The 19,920-nt window shown below is 47.3% G+C and carries 18 protein-coding genes; 13 read left to right on the top strand and 5 right to left on the bottom strand.

What is annotated here, in order from left to right; translation table 11 throughout:
- Positions 1-15: 15 nt before the first annotated feature.
- Positions 16-1,155: an acetylornithine deacetylase gene (argE, locus tag U9J37_RS10255; protein WP_005474163.1), complete on the bottom strand. Its 1,140-nt coding sequence runs from the start codon at positions 1,153-1,155 to the stop codon at positions 16-18.
- A gap of 154 nt (positions 1,156-1,309) precedes the next feature.
- Here argE and argC point away from each other — a divergent pair, with 154 nt between their 5' ends.
- The 4 genes from argC (at position 1,310) to argH (ending at position 6,574) form a co-directional block, all read left to right on the top strand.
- Entirely contained in the window at positions 1,310-2,314 is a 1,005-nt protein-coding gene (gene argC, locus U9J37_RS10250) for an N-acetyl-gamma-glutamyl-phosphate reductase (protein ID WP_039483851.1), read from the top strand.
- 36 nt (positions 2,315-2,350) lie between these two features.
- Positions 2,351-3,145 (top strand): acetylglutamate kinase, encoded by a 795-nt coding sequence (gene argB, locus U9J37_RS10245; RefSeq protein ID WP_005474182.1) that lies wholly within the window; start codon positions 2,351-2,353, stop codon positions 3,143-3,145.
- A gap of 108 nt (positions 3,146-3,253) precedes the next feature.
- Positions 3,254-4,465: an argininosuccinate synthase gene (locus U9J37_RS10240; RefSeq protein ID WP_005474198.1), complete on the top strand. Its 1,212-nt coding sequence runs from the start codon at positions 3,254-3,256 to the stop codon at positions 4,463-4,465.
- 234 nt (positions 4,466-4,699) lie between these two features.
- Positions 4,700-6,574, top strand: coding sequence for an argininosuccinate lyase (gene argH, locus U9J37_RS10235; protein WP_005474206.1), 1,875 nt, complete (start codon positions 4,700-4,702; stop codon positions 6,572-6,574).
- Between the two features lie 171 nt (positions 6,575-6,745).
- Here the strand turns inward: argH and U9J37_RS10230 are convergent, their stop codons facing one another.
- Positions 6,746-7,000: a DUF3624 domain-containing protein gene (locus tag U9J37_RS10230; RefSeq protein WP_005474208.1), complete on the bottom strand. Its 255-nt coding sequence runs from the start codon at positions 6,998-7,000 to the stop codon at positions 6,746-6,748.
- Between the two features lie 67 nt (positions 7,001-7,067).
- Between U9J37_RS10230 and U9J37_RS10225 the strand changes: the two genes are divergently transcribed.
- Positions 7,068-7,415 (top strand): RidA family protein, encoded by a 348-nt coding sequence (locus U9J37_RS10225; RefSeq protein WP_043887188.1) that lies wholly within the window; start codon positions 7,068-7,070, stop codon positions 7,413-7,415.
- A 60-nt stretch (positions 7,416-7,475) separates the two neighbouring features.
- On the opposite strand, the gene U9J37_RS10220 is transcribed toward U9J37_RS10225, so the two are convergent.
- Together U9J37_RS10220 and U9J37_RS10215 are read right to left on the bottom strand one after the other, a co-directional pair.
- The gene (locus tag U9J37_RS10220; RefSeq protein WP_005474215.1) at positions 7,476-8,933 is read right to left on the bottom strand and encodes a dihydrolipoyl dehydrogenase; all 1,458 of its coding nucleotides are present in this window, start codon (positions 8,931-8,933) and stop codon (positions 7,476-7,478) included.
- A gap of 167 nt (positions 8,934-9,100) precedes the next feature.
- On the bottom strand, positions 9,101-9,829 hold the full coding sequence (locus U9J37_RS10215; protein ID WP_005474181.1) for a redoxin family protein: 729 nt from the start codon (positions 9,827-9,829) through the stop codon (positions 9,101-9,103).
- A gap of 168 nt (positions 9,830-9,997) precedes the next feature.
- Between U9J37_RS10215 and oxyR the strand changes: the two genes are divergently transcribed.
- Entirely contained in the window at positions 9,998-10,897 is a 900-nt protein-coding gene (gene oxyR / locus U9J37_RS10210; protein WP_005474154.1) for a DNA-binding transcriptional regulator OxyR, read from the top strand.
- A gap of 114 nt (positions 10,898-11,011) precedes the next feature.
- Here oxyR and U9J37_RS10205 read toward each other — a convergent pair whose 3' ends face one another.
- Positions 11,012-13,555, bottom strand: coding sequence for a penicillin-binding protein 1A (locus U9J37_RS10205; protein ID WP_043887187.1), 2,544 nt, complete (start codon positions 13,553-13,555; stop codon positions 11,012-11,014).
- Positions 13,556-13,693: 138 nt separating this feature from the next.
- On the opposite strand from U9J37_RS10205, the gene pilM reads away from it, so the two are divergent.
- The 7 genes from pilM (at position 13,694) to aroB (ending at position 19,882) form a co-directional block, all read left to right on the top strand.
- Positions 13,694-14,689, top strand: coding sequence for a type IV pilus assembly protein PilM (gene pilM / locus U9J37_RS10200; RefSeq protein WP_005474188.1), 996 nt, complete (start codon positions 13,694-13,696; stop codon positions 14,687-14,689).
- Positions 14,679-15,266, top strand: coding sequence for a PilN domain-containing protein (locus tag U9J37_RS10195; protein WP_005474158.1), 588 nt, complete (start codon positions 14,679-14,681; stop codon positions 15,264-15,266). Before pilM ends, U9J37_RS10195 begins: the two co-directional genes overlap by 11 nt.
- On the top strand, positions 15,259-15,849 hold the full coding sequence (locus tag U9J37_RS10190) for a type IV pilus inner membrane component PilO (RefSeq protein WP_005474200.1): 591 nt from the start codon (positions 15,259-15,261) through the stop codon (positions 15,847-15,849). The genes U9J37_RS10195 and U9J37_RS10190 overlap by 8 nt, the downstream gene beginning before the upstream one ends.
- Complete coding sequence (locus U9J37_RS10185) at positions 15,839-16,351, top strand: pilus assembly protein PilP (RefSeq protein ID WP_005474229.1); 513 nt, start codon at positions 15,839-15,841, stop codon at positions 16,349-16,351. The genes U9J37_RS10190 and U9J37_RS10185 overlap by 11 nt, the downstream gene beginning before the upstream one ends.
- A gap of 60 nt (positions 16,352-16,411) precedes the next feature.
- Complete coding sequence (locus U9J37_RS10180; protein ID WP_005474140.1) at positions 16,412-18,073, top strand: type IV pilus secretin PilQ; 1,662 nt, start codon at positions 16,412-16,414, stop codon at positions 18,071-18,073.
- Positions 18,074-18,249: 176 nt separating this feature from the next.
- Positions 18,250-18,768, top strand: coding sequence for a shikimate kinase AroK (gene aroK, locus U9J37_RS10175; protein WP_005474150.1), 519 nt, complete (start codon positions 18,250-18,252; stop codon positions 18,766-18,768).
- A gap of 25 nt (positions 18,769-18,793) precedes the next feature.
- Positions 18,794-19,882, top strand: a complete 1,089-nt coding sequence (gene aroB, locus U9J37_RS10170) for a 3-dehydroquinate synthase (RefSeq protein WP_005474138.1) — start codon at positions 18,794-18,796, stop codon at positions 19,880-19,882.
- The last annotated feature ends 38 nt before the right edge of the window (positions 19,883-19,920 follow it).

The following is a 19,920-nucleotide window of genomic DNA, read 5'->3' as shown; positions in this document are numbered from 1 at the left end:
AGTTGTCATTTGGATTTAGTCAAAGCAATAACGGTACATGGCTTTGGATAGGACATCGATGGTCGGGTCAATAAATTCGAATGCCAAGAACTCATCTGGCTGATGCGCTTGATCAATGGACCCCGGTCCGAGTACGAGTGTCGGGCAAAGCTGCTGCAAGAAAGGCGCCTCGGTGCAGTAGTTGACGGTTTCTGAGCTCATGCCACAGATCTCTTCGACACCACCAATAAAGGGATGGTCGTGCTGACATTCGTAACCAGGGATAGGCTCATGCAGTGGGGTGATGCCAATTCGCCCTGGCCATTTGGCTTCGACCTCTTTGAGCGCGCCGCGCAGCATATTGTCTAAGCCATCCAAACTGATTCCAGGTAGGGGGCGGACATCATAATGCAGCTCGCAGCAGCCACAGATGCGGTTGGCGCTGTCCCCACCGTGAATATGGCCTAAGTTGAGTGTTGGGCTTGGAATGGCAAAGCCTGGGTGATGATATTCCTTGATCAGCTTGTCTCGCAGCTGCATTAATGCAAACAAGACTTCATGCATGATCTCAATGGCGTTCACTCCCAAAGCGGGATCAGATGAATGACCGGATTTGCCAGTGACGCGCACGGCATTAGCAACATGGCCTTTATGGCCGCGAATCGGTACTAAGCTGGTGGGCTCACCAATAATGCAGTAATCCGGTTTAAACGGAGCATTGTCAGTAAAGTGGCGTGCACCGAGCATCGTCGTCTCTTCATCGCAGGTGGCTAAGATGTACAGCGGCTTCGTCTGTTTGCTCCAATCGACTTTCTTGACCGCCTCAATAATAAAAGCGAAGTAGCCTTTCATATCGGCGGTGCCTAGCCCGTAAAAGCGATTGTTTGCTTCGGTCAACGCGTGCGGGTCAAAGTTCCATCGTCCCTCGTCAAAGGGGACGGTATCACTGTGACCGGCGAGTAGCAGCCCTCCCTCACCTGCGCCTTTTTTAGCGATGAGGTTGTACTTCCCTGATTCCACTTCCGTCAGTTCGACTTGGAATCCAACGTCTTTCAACCATCCTGCAAGTTTCTCAATGACTTGCGCATTACCTTCATCCCAACTCGGGTCGGTCGAGCTAATAGAAGAGGTAGAAATTAGGCCCTGATAGACCTCTTTGAAACTCGGCAATTGCATATTTAGTTTGCTTTCCCTGTTGACATAAATCAATTTAGAAGGTAAAACACATAATAAATCACTTTTAATGAATAAAAAACCAATAAAAGCGATGTTTTTGTAAATTTGTAGTCACTCTTTCGAGTGGTGTTTTTTTGAAAAAATGGATGTCGAAATGCTGAAAACCACAATCATTGGCGCAAGCGGTTACACCGGTGCAGAGTTGGCGCTCATGGTGCACAAACACCCTCGACTTACGCTATCAGGTTTATATGTGTCCGCCAATAGTGTGGACGCTGGTAAGAGCATTTCACAGTTGCATCCAAAATTGGCTGGCGTAATCAGTGAACCTGTGCAGCCGCTTAAAGATGTGACAGCTGCAGCGAAGGCTTGTGATGTGGTGTTTTTAGCGACCGCACATGAAGTGAGCCACGATTTGGCGTTCCAGTTTTTAGAGCAAGGTTGTCAGGTATTTGACCTCTCGGGTGCGTTTCGCGTGAAAAGAGAGGGCTTCTACAGCGAGTTTTATGGCTTTGAGCATCAGTATGAGCACTTACTTGATAAGGCATCGTACGGATTGGCAGAGTGGAACGCGCAAGAGATTAAACAAGCACAGCTCGTTGCCGTTCCTGGTTGTTACCCGACGGCATCTCAACTGGCTATCAAACCACTTATCGAAGCACAACTGCTTGATACGGTGCAATGGCCAATTATTAACGCCACGAGTGGTGTTTCAGGTGCAGGGAGAAAGGCGACATTAACCAACAGCTTCTGCGAAGTGAGTTTACAGCCCTACGGCGTGTTCAATCATCGCCATCAGCCAGAAATCGCAAGCCACTTGGGTCGCGACGTAATTTTTACGCCACATTTGGGCAATTTTAAACGCGGCATTTTGGCCACGGTAACAATGAAGTTGGCCAGTGGTGCAACGGAACAACAGGTTGCGACTGCATTTGCAAAAGCATACGAGGGTAAACCTGCAGTACGTCTTCTCGAATCGACACTGCCCTCAATCCAAAATGTAGAGAATTCACCTTTCTGCGATATCGGCTGGAAGGTTCAGGGTGAGCACGTCATCGTTGTTTCAGCGATAGACAACTTACTCAAAGGCGCATCGAGTCAAGCGATGCAATGTTTAAACATCCACTACGGATTTCCAGAGTTAACTGCCCTTATTTAGGCATAAAGCTTAAGCAAGTAGGTAAAGGGACGAGTAATGACAGATAACAAACAAACTCCATTAGTGATCAAATTAGGCGGTGCTGCACTGTCTTGTACTGAGACTCTTAGCCAGGTATTTGGTGCGATAGCCAATTATCAAAAGCAGGCTCAGCGACGAATTGTGATCGTCCACGGAGGAGGTTATCTGGTGGACGATCTAATGGCTCAACTGCAACTAAAAACCGTGAAGAAAGAGGGGCTGCGCGTTACACCGTACGAGCAGATCCCAGTTATCGCAGGCGCTTTGGCCGGTACCGCAAATAAGATGCTACAGGGTCAAGCGATCAAAGATGGGTTGAACGCAGTAGGCTTAAGCCTCGCAGATGGCGGCTTGTGCAAAGTAGAAGAGTTGGACCCTGAGTTGGGTGCGGTGGGCAAAGCGACACCGGGTGACTCATCAGTACTGCAAGCCGTTTTAGAAACAGGGGCATTGCCGATCATTAGCTCAATTGGCCTGACGGCGCAGGGGCAAATGATGAATGTGAATGCTGACCAAGCGGCTGTCGCGGTGGCTGGTGCGTTGGATGCAGAGTTGGTGCTGCTATCGGATGTGAGCGGTGTGCTCGACGGTAAAGGCCACTTGATTAAGAGTTTAAACGCGCAAGAAGCTCAAAGCTTGATTCAGGGGCACGTCATTACTGACGGGATGATCGTTAAGGTAAACGCTGCGCTAGAAGCCGCCAATGACTTAGGTCGTCCAATTGAAGTTGCCACTTGGCGCTACCCTGAAAAATTGGTCGAGTTGTTTGCAGGCCAAAGTATTGGAACTCAGTTTCTGCCAAAGCAGTAACGAGAATGAATTAGCCTTAACGCAAATGCGGTAAGGCAAACAGAATAACTAGGAAGTAACCCGTAGCACTGACCGCCAAGCGCAGCGCCGGGATTTGGAGAAAAGAAAATGAGCAAAGTTCAAGTTAATAAAGTTGTTGTCGCATACTCTGGCGGTCTGGATACATCAGTGATCATCCCTTGGCTGAAAGAGAACTACGATTGTGAAGTAGTAGCCTTTGTTGCCGATGTTGGTCAGGGCGAAGAAGAGCTTGCTGGCATTGAAGAAAAAGCGAAAGCGTCTGGCGCCTCTGAATGTTATATCGCGGACCTAAAAGAAGAGATGGTCGCGGATTACATTTACCCAACACTGAAAACGGGCGCCTACTACGAAGGGAAATACCTGCTTGGTACCTCTATGGCTCGTCCAATCATCGCTAAAGCTCAGGTTGAAGTTGCACGTAAAGTGGGCGCTGATGCCCTATGTCATGGTTGTACGGGCAAAGGTAACGACCAAGTCCGCTTCGAAGGCGCTTTTGCGGCACTTGCACCAGACCTACACGTTATCGCACCTTGGCGTGAATGGGACCTAGTGAGCCGTGAAGAGTGTCTCGACTATTTGGCTGAGCGTAATATCCCTTGTACCGCATCGTTAACGAAAATTTATTCACGTGATGCAAACGCATGGCATATCTCTACAGAAGGTGGCGTACTAGAAGATACATGGAATGCACCAAACGAAGATTGCTGGGCTTGGACTGTGGATCCAGAACAAGCTCCCAACGAAGCTGAGTACGTATCGCTAAAAGTAGAAAAAGGTGAAGTCGTTGGAGTCGATGGTGAGCAGATGACGCCATACAACGCACTGGTTTACTTAAACGAGAAAGGGGCGAAACACGGTATTGGCCGTATTGATATCGTTGAAAACCGTTTAGTGGGGATGAAGTCTCGCGGCTGTTACGAAACGCCAGGAGGCACCATCATGATGGAAGCCCTGCGTGCCGTTGAACAGCTTGTTTTGGATAAAACGTCCTTTGAGTTCCGTGAAGAGTTGGGCGTCAAAGCTTCTCATCTTGTTTATGATGGTCGTTGGTTCACGCCACTGTGTAAATCTATCCTAGCGGCGTCAGAAGAGTTGGCGCAAGATGTGAACGGTGAAGTGGTTGTGAAGCTATACAAAGGCCAAGCAACCGTGACTCAGAAGCGTTCTGACAACAGCTTGTACTGTGAAGAGTTTGCTACCTTTGGTGAAGATGAAGTGTATGACCAAAGTCACGCAGAAGGCTTCATCCGCCTCTACTCGCTCTCGAGCCGTATCAGAGCTCTGAAAAATCAGAAGTAATGCTTCCCACAGATTGATACAAGCCCACTTGGACGCCAAGTGGGCTTTTTCTTTCTTTGGGTATTAATTAAGTTGCCATGAATAAATATGTAAAAATAATGAATTAATACTTTATTTTTAGTTTGATTTGCCGTAACTTTGAACCATCATAAAATACTGAAGATAATTCAGAGTCTTTTTTAGCAATATAGCTACTAGCACAAATAGTGAGCACTGGTAATCAGGAGAAACGCGATGGCATTATGGGGCGGAAGATTTACCCAAGCGGCAGATACGAGATTTAAAGATTTTAATGACTCATTGCGCTTTGATTACCGACTAGCTGAGCAAGATATTGTCGGCTCTATTGCTTGGTCCAAGGCTTTGCTTTCCGTTAACGTCTTAACAGAAGAAGAGCAACAGAAGCTTGAGTTAGCTTTGAATGAACTCAAGCTTGAAGTGATGGAAGATCCGAATCAGATCCTTCGCTCAGATGCGGAAGACATTCACTCTTGGGTTGAACAGCAACTGATCAGCAAAGTGGGTGATTTAGGTAAAAAACTCCACACAGGGCGTTCGCGTAATGATCAAGTGGCGACCGATCTCAAGCTCTGGTGTCGTCAGCAAGGTCAGCAATTGCTTATTGCGCTTGATCGTTTGCAATCGCAAATGGTATCCGTGGCGAAAGTACACCAAGACACGGTGTTGCCTGGCTATACGCACTTGCAACGTGCTCAACCGGTCACTTTTGCGCATTGGTGTTTAGCTTACGTTGAGATGTTTGAGCGTGATTACTCTCGTCTAAATGATGCCATTCATCGTCTTGACACTTGCCCACTTGGTTCTGGCGCATTGGCTGGTACCGCATACCCAATGGATCGTGAAGAACTTGCCCATAGTTTAGGCTTCCGCCGTGCAACACGTAACTCGCTTGATTCAGTTTCGGACCGTGATCATGTGATGGAACTGATGTCGATTGCGTCGATCTCCATGCTGCACCTTTCGCGTCTTGCTGAAGATATGATTTTCTACAACTCGGGTGAGTCGAACTTCATCGAACTGGCTGATACCGTCACGTCTGGTTCGTCATTGATGCCACAGAAGAAAAACCCAGATGCCCTTGAGCTGATTCGTGGTAAGACTGGTCGCGTCTACGGCGCCCTAGCTGGAATGATGATGACAGTGAAGGCGTTGCCGCTCGCATACAACAAAGATATGCAGGAAGACAAAGAGGGCTTATTTGACGCACTCGATACATGGAATGACTGTATGGAAATGGCAGCGCTCTGTTTTGATGGTATTAAAGTCAATGGTGAGCGTACGCTAGAGGCGGCGAAACAAGGCTACGCGAACGCGACTGAACTGGCTGACTACCTTGTAGCGAAAGGAATTCCATTCCGTGAGGCGCACCATATTGTTGGGGTTGCGGTTGTCGGAGCGATTGCTAAAGGCTGCGCACTAGAAGAGCTCTCTATCGCTGAACTGAAAGAGTTTTCAGATGTGATTGAAGAAGATGTGTACGACATCTTAACCATTGAATCTTGTCTCGAGAAGCGCAGCGCATTGGGAGGGGTCTCTCCAAAACAAGTCGCACATGCGGTTGAGCAAGCGGAATCGCGTTTAACTCAACGTGACACTTCGACAGTCAAAGTACGCCCTGCACGTTTAACCGACATTGAAGCGCTTGAAGGCATGGTAACGCATTGGGCGAACATGGGAGAAAACTTACCACGCTCTCGTAATGAGTTGGTGCGCGACATTGGTTCATTTGCGGTTGCGGAGCATCACGGTGAAGTGACAGGTTGTGCCTCTTTGTATGTGTATGATTCAGGCTTAGCCGAAGTGCGTTCACTGGGTGTCGAAGCGGGTTGGCAAGGTCAGGGACAAGGCAGTGCTATTGTGCAGTATTTGGTAGAAAAAGCGCGTCAGATGGCGATCAAAAAAGTCTTTGTGCTGACTCGTACGCCAGAATTCTTTATGAAGCAAAACTTCCTACCGACCTCGAAGTCACTATTGCCGGAAAAAGTGCTCAAAGATTGCGAGCAGTGTCCACGTCAACATGCGTGTGATGAAGTCGCATTAGAAGTTAACTTAGTCGAGAAATCCATTGCTCGTGCCAATGTGGCATAAGAGTATGAATTGGAAGGTTTTTGAAGAAAGATCAAAAAAGATCGATCAATTTGGGAACCTTTTATAAAAAGCTGGGTCTATTAAAGTACCACTGCTTTTTCTTAGACGAATCTAAGAGAGCCCCAAGGACACATTGTCCTTGGGGCTTTTTTTATCCGATCTCAAATTCGTCTACCGTTTGTTTTTATTGCGCCCCTGCCAAGGAATGATCACAAAGCGCATCCAAAGGTGAAGGGCGAGAAGTGCATTGAATGCAAAGCCCGCCATAAGTAGCGCAATGGACTCAATACTTTTTGGGTTGTCTTTGAACAAAAACCACCAGGCGATCCAGCATAAAACAGACAGCACGGTGAGTTGATCCATGCAGCGTTTACAACGACCAATCTTTTGCCAGAACCAGTTATCTTTGCAGTATGGGCATGTCATGAGGATACGAATTTAGGTAACATAGCGTGTTACTAGAGTATCGTAAATGAATGAGAAAGTGAGAAAAATGATCGAGCGCCAACACACGAAACAACGTATGAGCCGAATTGTGAAGCACAATGGCACCATCTATCTATGTGGTCAGGTGTGCGCAGATGCAACACAAGGTATTACCGAGCAAACGCAGACTATGCTCGATAAAGTCGAACAACTATTGATTGAAGCGGGCAGCGATAAAGAACACATGTTGTCGGCGACCATTTACCTCAAAGACATGCAAGATTTCCAAGCGATGAATGCTGTTTGGGATGCATGGGTACCAGAGGGGTATGCACCAGCGCGAGCTTGTGTAACGGGGGATATGGCGCGTGAGGCGTTATTAGTTGAGATCTCAGTGATTGCCGCAGAAAAATAATTTCTTCTTACGCTAAAGACAAAAACGAGCCACTGGGCTCGTTTTTTATTTTTAGTCGGATTAACAACCAGGACCACAATCTAGGCAGTGTTTGATCATCTCTGGGCCAAGATGCAGTTTCGCGTTGAGATCGCGTAAGGCTGTTCGAACGCCTTCTTCGATAACAGGGTGATAGAAAGGCATATCCAACATTTCTGACACTGTCATTCGGTTTTGATGTGCCCAAGCAAGCAAGTGAGCGAGATGCTCGGCATTGGGTCCTATCATTTCTGCGCCAAGGAAACGTCCAGTACCTTGTTCGCCATAGACATGCAAGATACCTTTGTTGCGTAGCATGACTCGCGAGCGGCCTTGGTTCTCAAAAGAAACTTCACCCGTCGCAAAACAGCCACAATTGCCTAAACGTGTTGTTAACTGCTTATAGGTTTCACCGACCATCGCAATTTGTGGATCAGAGAAGACCGCTGAAATCGGAGAGCGACGCAGTCCCGCTCGAATATCGGGAAAACGGCCTGCATTGTCGCCCGCGATACGACCTTGATCTGCGGCTTCGTGAAGCAATGGAATTTGGTTACTCGCGTCACCTGCGATAAAAATGCTTTCTACTGACGTTTGAAGCGTGTAGTGATCAGCGGTCGGCACACCGCGTTCATCTAACTCAATGTTGGTGTTTTCAATCGCTAGCTTATCGACATTCGGTCTACGTCCAGTGGCCGCCAAGACGTAATCAACAATAAAACTCTCAAGTTCACCATCGTGATTGATAAACTGAATTTCAACTTTGTCTTCGCCTTCAATACGTTTCATGCTCTCGACTTTCACGTCCGCATCTAAGTAGAACTCTTGTTTGAACGCTTGATCGGCGTACGCCATAACCTCTGGGTCTGTGAGCGGGCCTACTTGACCTCCCAAGCCAAACAACTTCACGTTGACTCCCAAGCGGTGCAGCGCTTGACCAAGCTCAAGGCCAATAACACCTGGACCAAATACCGCCACTGATTCAGGTAGGTCATCCCAGTCAAACACATCATCATTGATCACAAGTCGATCGCCCAGTTCGTTCCACACGGCTGGATATGCGGGTCGAGAACCCGTCGCAATCACGATTCGCTTAGCGTTAACCTGAGTGTGGTCATCCACCATGAGTGTATTGTCATCAAGGAAAGTCGCGTAGCCTTGGAGCTTATCCTGAGCGGGTATTTCATCAACGCCTTCAAGCACAAAGCCAACGAAGCGGTCGCGTTCGCGTTTCACACGATCCATTACTTCACGTCCGTTGATGGTGATATCACCTTGCGGGTAAACGCCAAAGCCTGGAGCCTTTTCGATTTGGTGGACACTTTCCGCTGCTGCGATAAGCAGCTTTGAAGGCATGCAACCCACGCGAGCACACGTGGTGCCATATGGACCACCTTCAATCATCACAACACTGTCCGTGTGCGCTTTGGCCGCGCGGTATGCACCAAGACCAGCTGTACCACCACCAATAATGGCAACATCAACGTTTAACTGTTTCATAACGGTTCTCGCTTTTCTAGCCAAGCCAGTGTGGGGCTTGGGAAGGTAATTGGGGTCAATCCTGATACGTTGTTGGACTGGTTTAAGACAACCAAGTATCAAGACTCAAGGAAGTGAGTAGGGTGTCCCCCGAGCCAGGTTGGCATCGGGAGACTGAGGGCATTGAGTTAGCCTAGGAACGCTTCTAGTTCTTCACTACCACCGATGTGTTTACCACCGATGAAGACTTGAGGAACGGTTGAGCGACCTGTTACAGCACGCAAGCTCACTGTGGTTGCATCTTTGCCAAGAATCACTTCTTCATATTGAAGACCGTGGTCAATCAGATTTTGTTTCGCTTTCATACAGAAAGGACAACCTGGCTTAGTAAATACCGTAATGGACTCTTGCGTTTTGTAATCTGGAGCGATGTAGTTCAGCATGGTATCGGCATCTGATACTTTGAACGGGTCGCCCGGCTCGTTTGGCTCGATAAACATTTTTTCAACCACGCCATTTTTCACGAGCATGCTGTAGCGCCATGAGCGTTTACCAAAGCCCAAATCATTTTTGTCGACTAGCATACCCATACCTTCGGTAAAATCGCCGTTGCCGTCAGGAATGAAAGTGATGTTTTCGGCTTCTTGATCGGCTTTCCATGCATTCATCACGAAGGTGTCATTCACCGACAGACATAAGATCTCATCCACGCCGTGCTCCTTAAATACAGGGAACAACTCGTTGTAACGCGGCAGGTGGCTTGAAGAACACGTTGGTGTAAAAGCACCGGGTAAACTAAACACAATAACGGTTTTGTCTTTGAACAGATCGTCTGTTGTCACGTTAACCCATGCGTCACCTTGACGGGTTGGGAAAGTAACTTGTGGAACGCTTTGACCTTCTTTCGATACGAACATATGAGTTTCCTTGATGATTTATTTAAAATTTTCAGTGAGTCTTATCAGTGTGTTCACTGTGCTCTGTTTTGATGGGGTTATTATTAAAGAAATTCTTTGATAGCTCTAATCGTTTAATGCTATGGTTTTGATAGATTCTTTCTATCTACTTTGTGGGGGCAACCAACAATGAATATTCGCGACTTTGAGTACTTAGTAGCTTTAGCTGAACACAAACACTTCCGCAAGGCAGCTGAAGCGTGTTTTGTGAGTCAGCCAACGTTGAGTGGTCAAATTCGAAAACTCGAAGATGAGTTGGGGACCGCACTGTTAGAACGGAGCAGTCGCCGTGTCCTATTTACCGATGCAGGGTTGCAATTGGTCGACCAAGCTAAGCGTATTTTGTCGGAAGTGAAAACGTTTAAAGATATGGCCAGTGGGCAAGCGGGTGAAATGGTGGGTCCTATGCACATCGGATTTATTCCGACGGTTGGACCTTATTTGTTGCCAAGAATTGTCCCTATGATGAAAGAGCAGTTTCCACAGCTTGAACTTTTTCTTCATGAAGCGCAGACGCATCAGTTGGTTAGGCAGCTAGAAGATGGAAAACTGGATTGCCTTGTGCTGGCCTCTGTCGCAGAAACGGCACCCTTTAAAGAAATCGAAGTCTTCAATGAGGCAATGAGTGTTGCGGTGCCTTGCGATCATGAATGGGCGGCATTGGATGAGGTCGATATGCTTGAGCTCAATGGGCGCACGGTGTTAGCGCTGGGAGATGGTCACTGCTTGCGAGATCAGGCTTTGGGGTTCTGTTTTGCTGCTGGGGCAAAAGATGATGAGCGCTTTAAAGCGACGAGCCTAGAGACCTTACGCAATATGGTTGCAGCGGGAGCGGGGATTACGTTATTGCCCGAGCTCTCTTTGCCGAAAGAGAAACAAAAGGATGGAGTTTGCTACGTTCGTGCCATTAATCCTGTGCCGTCACGCAGTATTGTTCTGGTGTATCGACCTGGATCACCGCTTCGAACTCGTTTTGAGCAACTAGCGAACGCAATCAAAGAGCAACTGGCGAGTATTGAGTCTAATTAGTCTGTGTGTTGTGTAGATTTAAATTGCGGCTAGTCACCTTAGGCTGCACCGTATGACAGTGTTAAGGCAATAAAAAGAGGCTGATGGATTACATCAGCCTCTTTGGTTCATCACTTAGAAGAGTTCTTCACTGCCATCGTCTGACGTATAAATGCTGTCTGTGATTTGGTTTGTCACATACTCTGTTGGTTCAGTGCCTTCCAAAAAGTATTCAAACATCGCGCTGCCATCAAACTTGTTGGTCAGCAGGCCTGTGTCGCGATCAATACGCACGCGAACAATGTTTGGTGGGATAGATTTGTCGACCTGAGGCACACCCTCTAGTGCATCGTGCATGAAATCTACCCAAGCAGGTTGCGCTGTTTTTGCGCCTGCTTCTGCTCCAGATGTTTGGCTTTTGCCAAGGTTACTGTTGGGTGTCGTGCGACCCAGTTTTCGGTTGTGATCATCAAACCCGACCCAGGCCACAGCAACCATGCCCGGACCGTAACCATTGTACCAAGCATCTTTGGAATCGTTGGTGGTACCGGTTTTACCACCGATATCACGACGTTCCAGCTTCTGAGCTCGCCAGCCTGTACCATTCCAGCCAGTTCCTTCGCGCCAATTACCACCACCCCAAACATTACTGTACATCATCTCTCGCACTAGGAATGCGGTCTGCTCCGAGATGACTTGAGGCGCATACTGAGGCTCAGTGTTTTCGTCAAGCGGCGTATTTTCGAGGGCAACATCTTGCTCTTGAAACTCGTTTTGCTCAGTGAGAGTCTCTTCGGCGTCGCAATTATCGCGACAGATGGTTTTTGGTGTTGCTTCAAACTCTAAATCGCCAAATGGGCCTTCTACACGACTGATGTAGAAAGGTTCAACGTAGTAGCCGCCATTGGCAAATACTGAATAACCTTGCGCCATTTTCATCGGTGTTAAGCTACCCGCTCCGAGAGCAATCGTTTCTGAGCGTGGCACCTGATCGATATCGAAGCCAAAACGTGTCAAGTATTGGCGAGTTTCATCCAATCCTACTTCACGCAGTACACGAACCGCCATTACGTTCTTTGACTGAGCAAGGCCGATGCGCAGGCGTGTTGGACCAACGTAAGTCGGAGGCGAGTTCTTAGGGCGCCAAGCGGTACCTTGGCTTTGATCCCACTGGTTGATTGGCGCATCGTTAATCAAGGTTGCCAATGTTAATCCTTTATCAATCGCTGCTGAATAGATGAAAGGTTTGATACTTGAGCCTACTTGACGTACCGACTGAGTTGCGCGGTTGAACTTGTTATGGATAAAGTTAAAGCCCCCGACCAATGCAAGCACGGCACCATTTTCTGGGTTCATTGCTGTAAACGCGGTATTCGCATTTGGTACTTGGCTTAGTTCCCACGTTGAGGTTGGTTGCTCGCTTTCGTCCACAGCTGCGACTTGGCGCACCCAAATCTGTTCGCCAACGGCCAAAACGTCGGCTGCGGATTTTGGTGCTGCTCCTTGGCGATCATCGGTTAGAAACTTGCGTGCCCACTTAATGCCATCCCAGTTAAGCGTTTGACTACCTTCATTCTTAATCACAACGGATGCTTGCTTACCATTCACCTTAGTGACTACCGCAGGAGTGATGTCACCATAGCTTGGAACACTACGCAGAGTTTTGTTGATCTCGTCTTCATCAAAAGCAGGTTGCTCCGGTGTCCACAACACTTTTTCAGCGCCGCGGTAGCCATGACGCATGTCATAGTCAATCAGGTTATTGATTGCGGCTTTGTTCGCCGCAGCTTGGAGCTTGGAATCTACAGTCGTGTAGATGTTCATCCCAGACGTATACGCTTCTTCTTCACCGTAGCGAGCTACCATCCATGCGCGAGCGAGTTCAGCCACGTAAGGGGCACTCAGCTCGATTTCTGCGCCGTGATAACGGGAAACAATCTCTTCAGCGCGAGCTTGGTCGTACTCTTCTTGAGTAATGTACTTCTCATCGAGCATACGCAGTAAAACCACGTTACGACGGTTAGTAGCGCGATCAACAGAATAAATAGGGTTCATGGTTGACGGTGCTTTTGGCATGCCAGCCAGAGTGGCAATTTCACTCAGCGTTAAATCTTTAAGATCTTTACCAAAATACGTTTGTGCAGCGGCGCCAAAGCCGTACGAACGGTAACCCAAGAAGATCTTGTTGACGTAAAGCTCCATGATCTCTTGCTTGCTCAGCAATTGTTCAATATGGATGGCGATAAAGATTTCTTTAATTTTGCGCATGATCTTCTTCTCATTGGAGAGGAAGAAGTTTCGCGCAAGCTGCTGGGTTATGGTACTTGCCCCTTGCTTTGCCGACCCCGACATTGCAACGACAACCGCTGCTCGCGTGATGCCAATTGGGTCGATCCCTGGATGATCATAAAAGCGGCTATCTTCAGTCGCGATTAGGGCTTCGATTAGGTGTTGAGGAATCTCGTCATAGCTAACCGGTATGCGACGTTTTTCACCAAACTGAGAGATCAGTTTGCCGTCTTGACTGAACACCTGCATGGGCGTTTGCAGCTTTACGTCTTTTAAAGTCGCTACATCGGGTAGCTCTGGTTTGACATAGAAATAGAAGCCGAAAATTGTACCGACTCCAAGAATCATGCAAACCAGTGAAAAAATGAACAATCGCTTTATGAACTTCACCGGAGAATCCCTGATTAATTAGGTTCACTATATGCAAACCATTGTACTTTAAGCTAAAACCTTAGCTCGTCTGGTTAGTGTGCGGTAAGAAACCATCAATTTACGAACATAGAGCTAAGCAACAGCATGGAGCAAAGCATGGGTAAATCTCTAGTCATCGGCGTTGATATTGGCCACCACAGTATAAAAGCGGTAGCTCTCAAGCCCTCAAAAGGCACGTTTACACTCGTGAGTTACCAAGAGTTGCCAATCGAAGCCGACATTTTCACTGATAACCACATGTTAAATTATCAGAAAATTGTAAAGAAACTCAAAGAACTAAGGAAGTCCCTACCGCTATTTAGTCGCAAAGTTGCGTTGGCAATACCAGACAATGCTGTAATAAGTAAGGTTTTACAGATAGATAGCGCATTAGACGCGCAGGAAAGAGAGTACGCGATTTTCCAAGCGTTTGCTCATCAGTCGCCATTTCCTATCGAAGAGCTCAATCTTGACTTCGTTGAAGTGAGCCGAGCGAGTGCATCACAAGCTTTGGCCAGCTATCAAGTGTATGCCACCAAACGTGATGTCGCTGAAAGTCGAGTTCAGGCCGCGACAAAAGCTGGCTATCAACCCGTATTACTCGATGTGCAAACGCACAGCCTGGTCCATATTTGGCAAATGGCATCAAGAATGCAGCACAAGTTTGATTGGTTGCTGGTGGACGTTGGCTTGAGCCAAACCTCGGTGTGTATGGACTTGCAAGATAAGGCGCCTTTTTGCAAAGAGATTGCTTTAGGGACGCAACTGATTGAAAACGATCATCAATTGGAGCACCTAGTCCACGGGAGTACAGAGCGTTTTATTTTTGCTCTGGTCGATAAGTTGCAGCGCAACATTCAAATGCTCACTTCGGTTCATGGTGTTTCGGTGCAAGGAATCTGGCTTGCGGGCGGAGGCGCCGTCACGCCGATGTTGGCAGAAGAAATCGCTAGGCGGCTGAACACTGAGTGTGAGCTGTTCAACCCGTTGGCGCTATTTGAGCGGCAAAACAACAAGAAATCCGCCAGTTATTCGACAGGCCATGCGTACGCAACAGCTGCAGGTTTGGCGTTAAGAGGCCTGGATTGGTTGGAGCAAGATCATGCTGCATAGTGTCAATTTAATTCCATGGCGTGATCAACTACGCGACCGTCACAAACACCGATTCGTTGGCTTGCTTTTAATTGGCGTCCTTGTTGCCGTAGCCGCTCAGTGGGGGGCGGCAAGCTACCTTCAACGCCAAACCCAAGCACAGCAGTCTCGCTTGAATTACCTCAACGCCTACATTTCCCAACTTGATAAGCAGATTGATGCCTTAAAAGAAGTAGAGCAGGAGCATAAGGCGCTGTTAACGCGACTTGCAGTGGTCGAGAAGCTACAAAATCAGCGTAATAAAACCACTGATTTTATGAATACATTGCCGCAACTCATCCCTGAAGGTGTCTATGTCGACAAGGTGAAAATGAATGGTTTGCAGGTGCGTGTATCAGGGATCAGCGATACCACTTCTCGTTTGGCAACCATGCTCGATAACTTAGAGAGCTCCACCCACATTCGAAACGTAGAGATGCACTCCATCGTGCATGACACCCCGCGGTTCAATAAGAAATTTCAAAGCTTTAATGTCTCTTTCTCCTTTGTTGCTAGTGCACCAAATAAACAGAATGTAGAGGTAAGCAGCAATGGCTAGTTACAACGAATTAGACATAGAAGAGTTGGCAGAATGGCCCTTGCTCCCTCAACTGGTTGTCATACTCCTAATCGCGGGTTTGATTCAGGCTGCAGGCTATTGGTTTTATCTGCAACCGCAAATGGAGCAGATCGAACAACTTCGCCAACAAGAGGTGACCTTAAAATCCACGGCGACCATCAAAGCGAATAAAGTCGCTACTCTGCCCAAGCTCCAAGCTCAGTTAGATGAGCTGTCGGAGCGTTACGATTATCTATCACGTCAGTTGCCAGTCCAAAAAGAACTCGCTTCCATGTTGGCATCGGTTAACGAAGAAGGGTTAAAAAATTCGCTCACATTTACGCGAATTGATTGGGGGCAAAAACAGAATCAAGAGTTCCTTTATCGCTTGCCTCTCAACATAGAACTTACTGGCCACTACCACAGCATCGGAGACTTCAGTCAAGCGATCGCCGAGCTTCCGCGCATCATCAATTTTGACGATATTGATTGGCAGCGCGTTAGTCAGGAGAGCAGCACGCTGCATTTTCGCGTTCGAGCTTACACCTATCAATTTAAGCCGGAGGTAGAAGATGAAAAATAAGTTGGCGTTATTAGGCTTATCTCTGTTTCTGCTTGGCTGCCAAGCGAATGAGGAGTCTCTCGATGAGTTTGTCGCGCAAGTTGAACGTAAAGCAAGACAAGATGTGGTGGACTTAAAGCCCGTGTTCGATTTTCAAATCTCCGCCTATCAATCACATAACCAGCGCGAGCCTTTTGTGTTGCCTCAAGCGGCGCTTGTCCTCAATCAGCCTCTAGCGAAGGCAGACTGTTGGCAACCTGCACAGCGGAGAAAAACCGGACAGCTTGAACGTTTCCCGCTCAGCAAACTGCGTCTTAAAGGCGTCATGGGCAGTGGAGGGAGAGTCTCGGCCTTGGTTCAAACTCCTGAAGGCAATGTAGTGAAAGTGAGCTCTGGGCAATATATCGGATTGAACAATGGCAAAGTCACACACGTGGCAGACGACTATCTAAAAATAAATGAGACCCTTCCGGATGGATTAGGTTGTTGGAATAAACGTAGCGTAAAGTTGGCGCTCAAGTAGGAATTACGGTTAGAGATGAAAGGATTAAGAAACCCATTAAGTTACCTCCTTCAGGGCGCTATGGTTATTTGTGCACTGGTGCTATTGCCGACCAGTTATGCTCAGCAGGCTATGAATCAATTAAATTCTATAGACTTTCGGGTTGATTCGCAGCAAAACGGCAAAATAGTGGTCGAACTGGCCACGCCTCACATCGCTGTCGATATTCATAAAGCGCAAGAAGGTCTGAGTATTGAATTGATGGACACGAGCGTTTCCGACGACAAGCTTTACGTATTGGATGTGAAAGACTTCGCTACCAATGTGTCGTCGATAGAGGTGTTTCGTAAAGAGGATCGTGTCATTTTGCTCACCAGTGTCGATGGTGATTATGGCTACGACTACCATTTGACGGGCAACTATCTCGAATTGGTCGTCACTCAGCCCAAGGTAGAAACGAAGCTTCAAGAGAAAAGTATTCTTGAAAAAAGTGGCAAAAAAATATCGATTAATTTTCAAGATATCCCAGTTCGTAACGTGCTTCAGCTTATCGCGGACTACAACGACTTTAACTTAGTCGTATCAGATTCGGTTCAAGGCAATTTAACGCTTCGTCTTGATGGTGTGCCTTGGCAACAAGTGCTGGATATTATCCTTCAGGTGAAAGGCTTAGATAAGCGTATCGACGGCAATGTGGTTCTGGTTGCACCAAAGGCCGAGCTAGATTTGCGTGAACAGCAGATGCTGGAAAAGTCGCGCCTAGAAGAAGAGTTGGGTGATTTGAGCTCAGAGATTATCAAGATTAAGTTTGCCAAAGCTTCGGAAATTGCAGAAATGATCGGCGGGCAGGGAGCCGCCAGTATGCTCTCTGAGCGCGGCTCTTTAACTGTGGATGAACGCACTAATGCGCTTTTGATTCGTGATTTGAAAGAGAATATTGACGTTATTCGCGACATTATCGACACCCTCGACATTCCTGTAAAACAGGTTCAAATCGAAGCGCGCATTGTTAGTGTCAACGAAGGTAACTTAGATGAGCTAGGTGTCCGTTGGGGCTTTACTTCTACGAACGGAAACAACACTGTGGGCGGCTCGATTGAGAGTAACCTGTTCCAAGCAGGGTTGCTTGAAGGGGACAACTTGCCAGTGGATGACTTCTTAAATGTAAACCTAGGTGCCACGTCAGCGACTGCGTCTTCGATAGCGTTTCAAGTGGCAAAATTAGGCTCAGATCTGTTGTTAGACTTGGAGCTCTCAGCCTTGCAACGTGAGTCAAAAGCTGAAGTGATCTCAAGTCCGCGCCTGATTACCACAAACAAAAAGCCTGCCTACATTGAACAGGGTACAGAAATTCCCTATTTGGAGTCTTCGTCAAGTGGTGCGACTACGGTGACATTTAAGAAAGCGGTACTCAGTTTAAAAGTTACGCCGCAGATCACCCCTGACAACCGTCTGGTTCTGGATTTAAATGTTACTCAAGATAGGCCTGGTGACGTAGTCAAAACCGGAACGGGTGAAGCGGTGGCGATCAATACCCAGCGCATTGGTACCCAAGTGTTGGTAGAGAATGGCGAGACGGTCGTACTAGGGGGCATTTTCCAGCACAGTGTTACCGATACGGTGGACAAGGTGCCTCTGCTTGGTGATTTACCGCTTTTGGGTGCGTTGTTTAGACGTTCTTATCAACAAATGGGCAAAAGTGAGCTGCTTATTTTTGTTACGCCGAAAGTCGTGATTCAGTAAGAAATGGTGACTTTGAAAAAATAAATTTGCATTAGTGGCACCATATCTAGATAATTTCGGGTCTTATCACGAATTATCTGTGAGGAATCGGTGCCACAAGCATCTTCATCGCTAGTTATAGACTGGCATTTCTTGTGGCGATGTCATTGAATTAACGTTGTAAATTACTGCTAAACATGGCTGAGAAACGCAATATTTTCCTTGTTGGCCCAATGGGTGCCGGCAAAAGCACAATCGGTAGACACCTAGCTCAACAACTTCATATGGAGTTTGTTGATTCTGATACCGTTATTGAAGAACGTACAGGCGCAGATATCGCTTGGGTATTTGACGTAGAAGGTGAAGAAGGCTTCCGTGATCGCGAGGAAAAAGTGATTAACGACCTTACCGAAGAGCAAGGCATTGTTCTTGCGACAGGTGGTGGTTCAATCAAGAGCAAAGAAAACCGCAATCGTCTTTCTGCTCGCGGGATCGTGGTTTACCTAGAAACAACGATTGAAAAACAGCTTGCTCGCACTAACCGCGACAAGAAGCGCCCATTATTACAAACTGATAATCCACGTGAAGTGTTGGAAGCCCTAGCAGGTGAACGTAACCCACTTTACGAAGAAATTGCGGATTACACAGTACGTACAGACGATCAAAGTGCAAAAGTGGTAGCCAACCAGATCGTAAAAATGCTAGAAGAACGTTAAGACTTTTAGCAATTGGAGAATACCCATGGAACGGATTACGGTCAGCTTAGGCGAACGTAGCTATCCAATCTCAATTGGTGCCGGATTGTTTAATAATCCGGCCCACCTTTCTTTCTTAGCGCAGAAACAAAAAGTGGTAGTGATTTCTAATGTCACTGTAGCGCCACTTTATGCCGACAAAATCCTCTCTTTACTTGACCAACTTGGTTGTGAATCCTCGCTATTGGAACTGCCAGACGGTGAGCAATACAAATCACTCGAGACCTTCAATACCGTAATGAGTTACTTGCTAGAAGGGAACTTCGCTCGTGATGTGGTGGTGATTGCGTTAGGTGGCGGTGTGATTGGCGATTTAGTCGGATTTTCAGCCGCTTGTTACCAGCGTGGCGTTGATTTTATCCAGATCCCAACCACGCTTCTGTCACAAGTGGACTCCTCGGTTGGCGGAAAAACCGCAGTCAACCACCCGCTAGGTAAAAACATGATTGGTGCTTTTTACCAACCTAAAGCGGTAGTGATCGACACCGATTGTTTGAAAACACTCCCTGAACGTGAGTTTGCGGCGGGTATCGCTGAAGTAATCAAGTACGGCATTATCTACGATCAGGACTTTTTTGTTTGGTTAGAAGAAAACCTAGACAAGCTGTACGCTCTTGATGAAACCGCACTGACTTACGCAATCGCACGCTGTTGTGAGATTAAGGCAGAGGTTGTGGCTCAAGACGAAAAAGAGTCAGGCATTCGTGCATTGCTGAACTTAGGGCATACCTTTGGTCATGCCATTGAGGCAGAACTCGGGTACGGCAACTGGCTTCATGGCGAGGCGGTCTCATCTGGCACTGTCATGGCGGCAAAAACGGCCCAGCTTCATGGGCTTATCTCTGAAGCGCAAGTTGAGCGAATTGTCTCTATACTTAAAAAAGCAAAACTTCCTGTACACACTCCAGAGCAGATGACGTTTGACGATTTTATGCGTCATATGATGCGCGATAAAAAAGTGTTGGCGGGTGAGCTTCGATTGGTGTTACCAACAAGCATTGGTACCGCAGACGTTGTAAAAGGTGTACCTGAAGCCATTATCAAGCAAGCAATTGATTTTGGTCGCGATATTTAATCTTACCTTGGTGTGATACCAGCCCAGAAAACAGCTCA

Source organism: Vibrio sp. 16, assembly GCF_963681195.1.
In the GTDB taxonomy this organism is placed as follows: domain Bacteria; phylum Pseudomonadota; class Gammaproteobacteria; order Enterobacterales; family Vibrionaceae; genus Vibrio; species Vibrio sinaloensis_D.
The sequence above is the reverse complement of the archived record's forward strand: the minus strand, read 5'-3'. Positions and strand labels throughout refer to the sequence as shown.

Bases quoted from the DNA above. Each gene is read 5' to 3' on its own strand.
- U9J37_RS10230 (WP_005474208.1), bottom strand. From the start codon at position 7,000: ATGACATGCCCATACTGCAAAGATAACTGGTTCTGGCAAAAGATTGGT.
- pilM (WP_005474188.1), top strand. From the start codon at position 13,694: ATGGGTAAATCTCTAGTCATCGGCGTTGATATTGGCCACCACAGTATA.
- U9J37_RS10220 (WP_005474215.1), bottom strand. From the start codon at position 8,933: ATGAAACAGTTAAACGTTGATGTTGCCATTATTGGTGGTGGTACAGCT.
- argB (WP_005474182.1), top strand. From the start codon at position 2,351: ATGACAGATAACAAACAAACTCCATTAGTGATCAAATTAGGCGGTGCT.
- aroB (WP_005474138.1), top strand. From the start codon at position 18,794: ATGGAACGGATTACGGTCAGCTTAGGCGAACGTAGCTATCCAATCTCA.
- argC (WP_039483851.1), top strand. From the start codon at position 1,310: ATGCTGAAAACCACAATCATTGGCGCAAGCGGTTACACCGGTGCAGAG.
- U9J37_RS10180 (WP_005474140.1), top strand. From the start codon at position 16,412: ATGGTTATTTGTGCACTGGTGCTATTGCCGACCAGTTATGCTCAGCAG.
- argE (WP_005474163.1), bottom strand. From the start codon at position 1,155: ATGCAATTGCCGAGTTTCAAAGAGGTCTATCAGGGCCTAATTTCTACC.
- aroK (WP_005474150.1), top strand. From the start codon at position 18,250: ATGGCTGAGAAACGCAATATTTTCCTTGTTGGCCCAATGGGTGCCGGC.
- argH (WP_005474206.1), top strand. From the start codon at position 4,700: ATGGCATTATGGGGCGGAAGATTTACCCAAGCGGCAGATACGAGATTT.
- U9J37_RS10190 (WP_005474200.1), top strand. From the start codon at position 15,259: ATGGCTAGTTACAACGAATTAGACATAGAAGAGTTGGCAGAATGGCCC.
- U9J37_RS10240 (WP_005474198.1), top strand. From the start codon at position 3,254: ATGAGCAAAGTTCAAGTTAATAAAGTTGTTGTCGCATACTCTGGCGGT.
- U9J37_RS10215 (WP_005474181.1), bottom strand. From the start codon at position 9,829: ATGTTCGTATCGAAAGAAGGTCAAAGCGTTCCACAAGTTACTTTCCCA.
- oxyR (WP_005474154.1), top strand. From the start codon at position 9,998: ATGAATATTCGCGACTTTGAGTACTTAGTAGCTTTAGCTGAACACAAA.
- U9J37_RS10195 (WP_005474158.1), top strand. From the start codon at position 14,679: ATGCTGCATAGTGTCAATTTAATTCCATGGCGTGATCAACTACGCGAC.
- U9J37_RS10225 (WP_043887188.1), top strand. From the start codon at position 7,068: ATGATCGAGCGCCAACACACGAAACAACGTATGAGCCGAATTGTGAAG.
- U9J37_RS10185 (WP_005474229.1), top strand. From the start codon at position 15,839: ATGAAAAATAAGTTGGCGTTATTAGGCTTATCTCTGTTTCTGCTTGGC.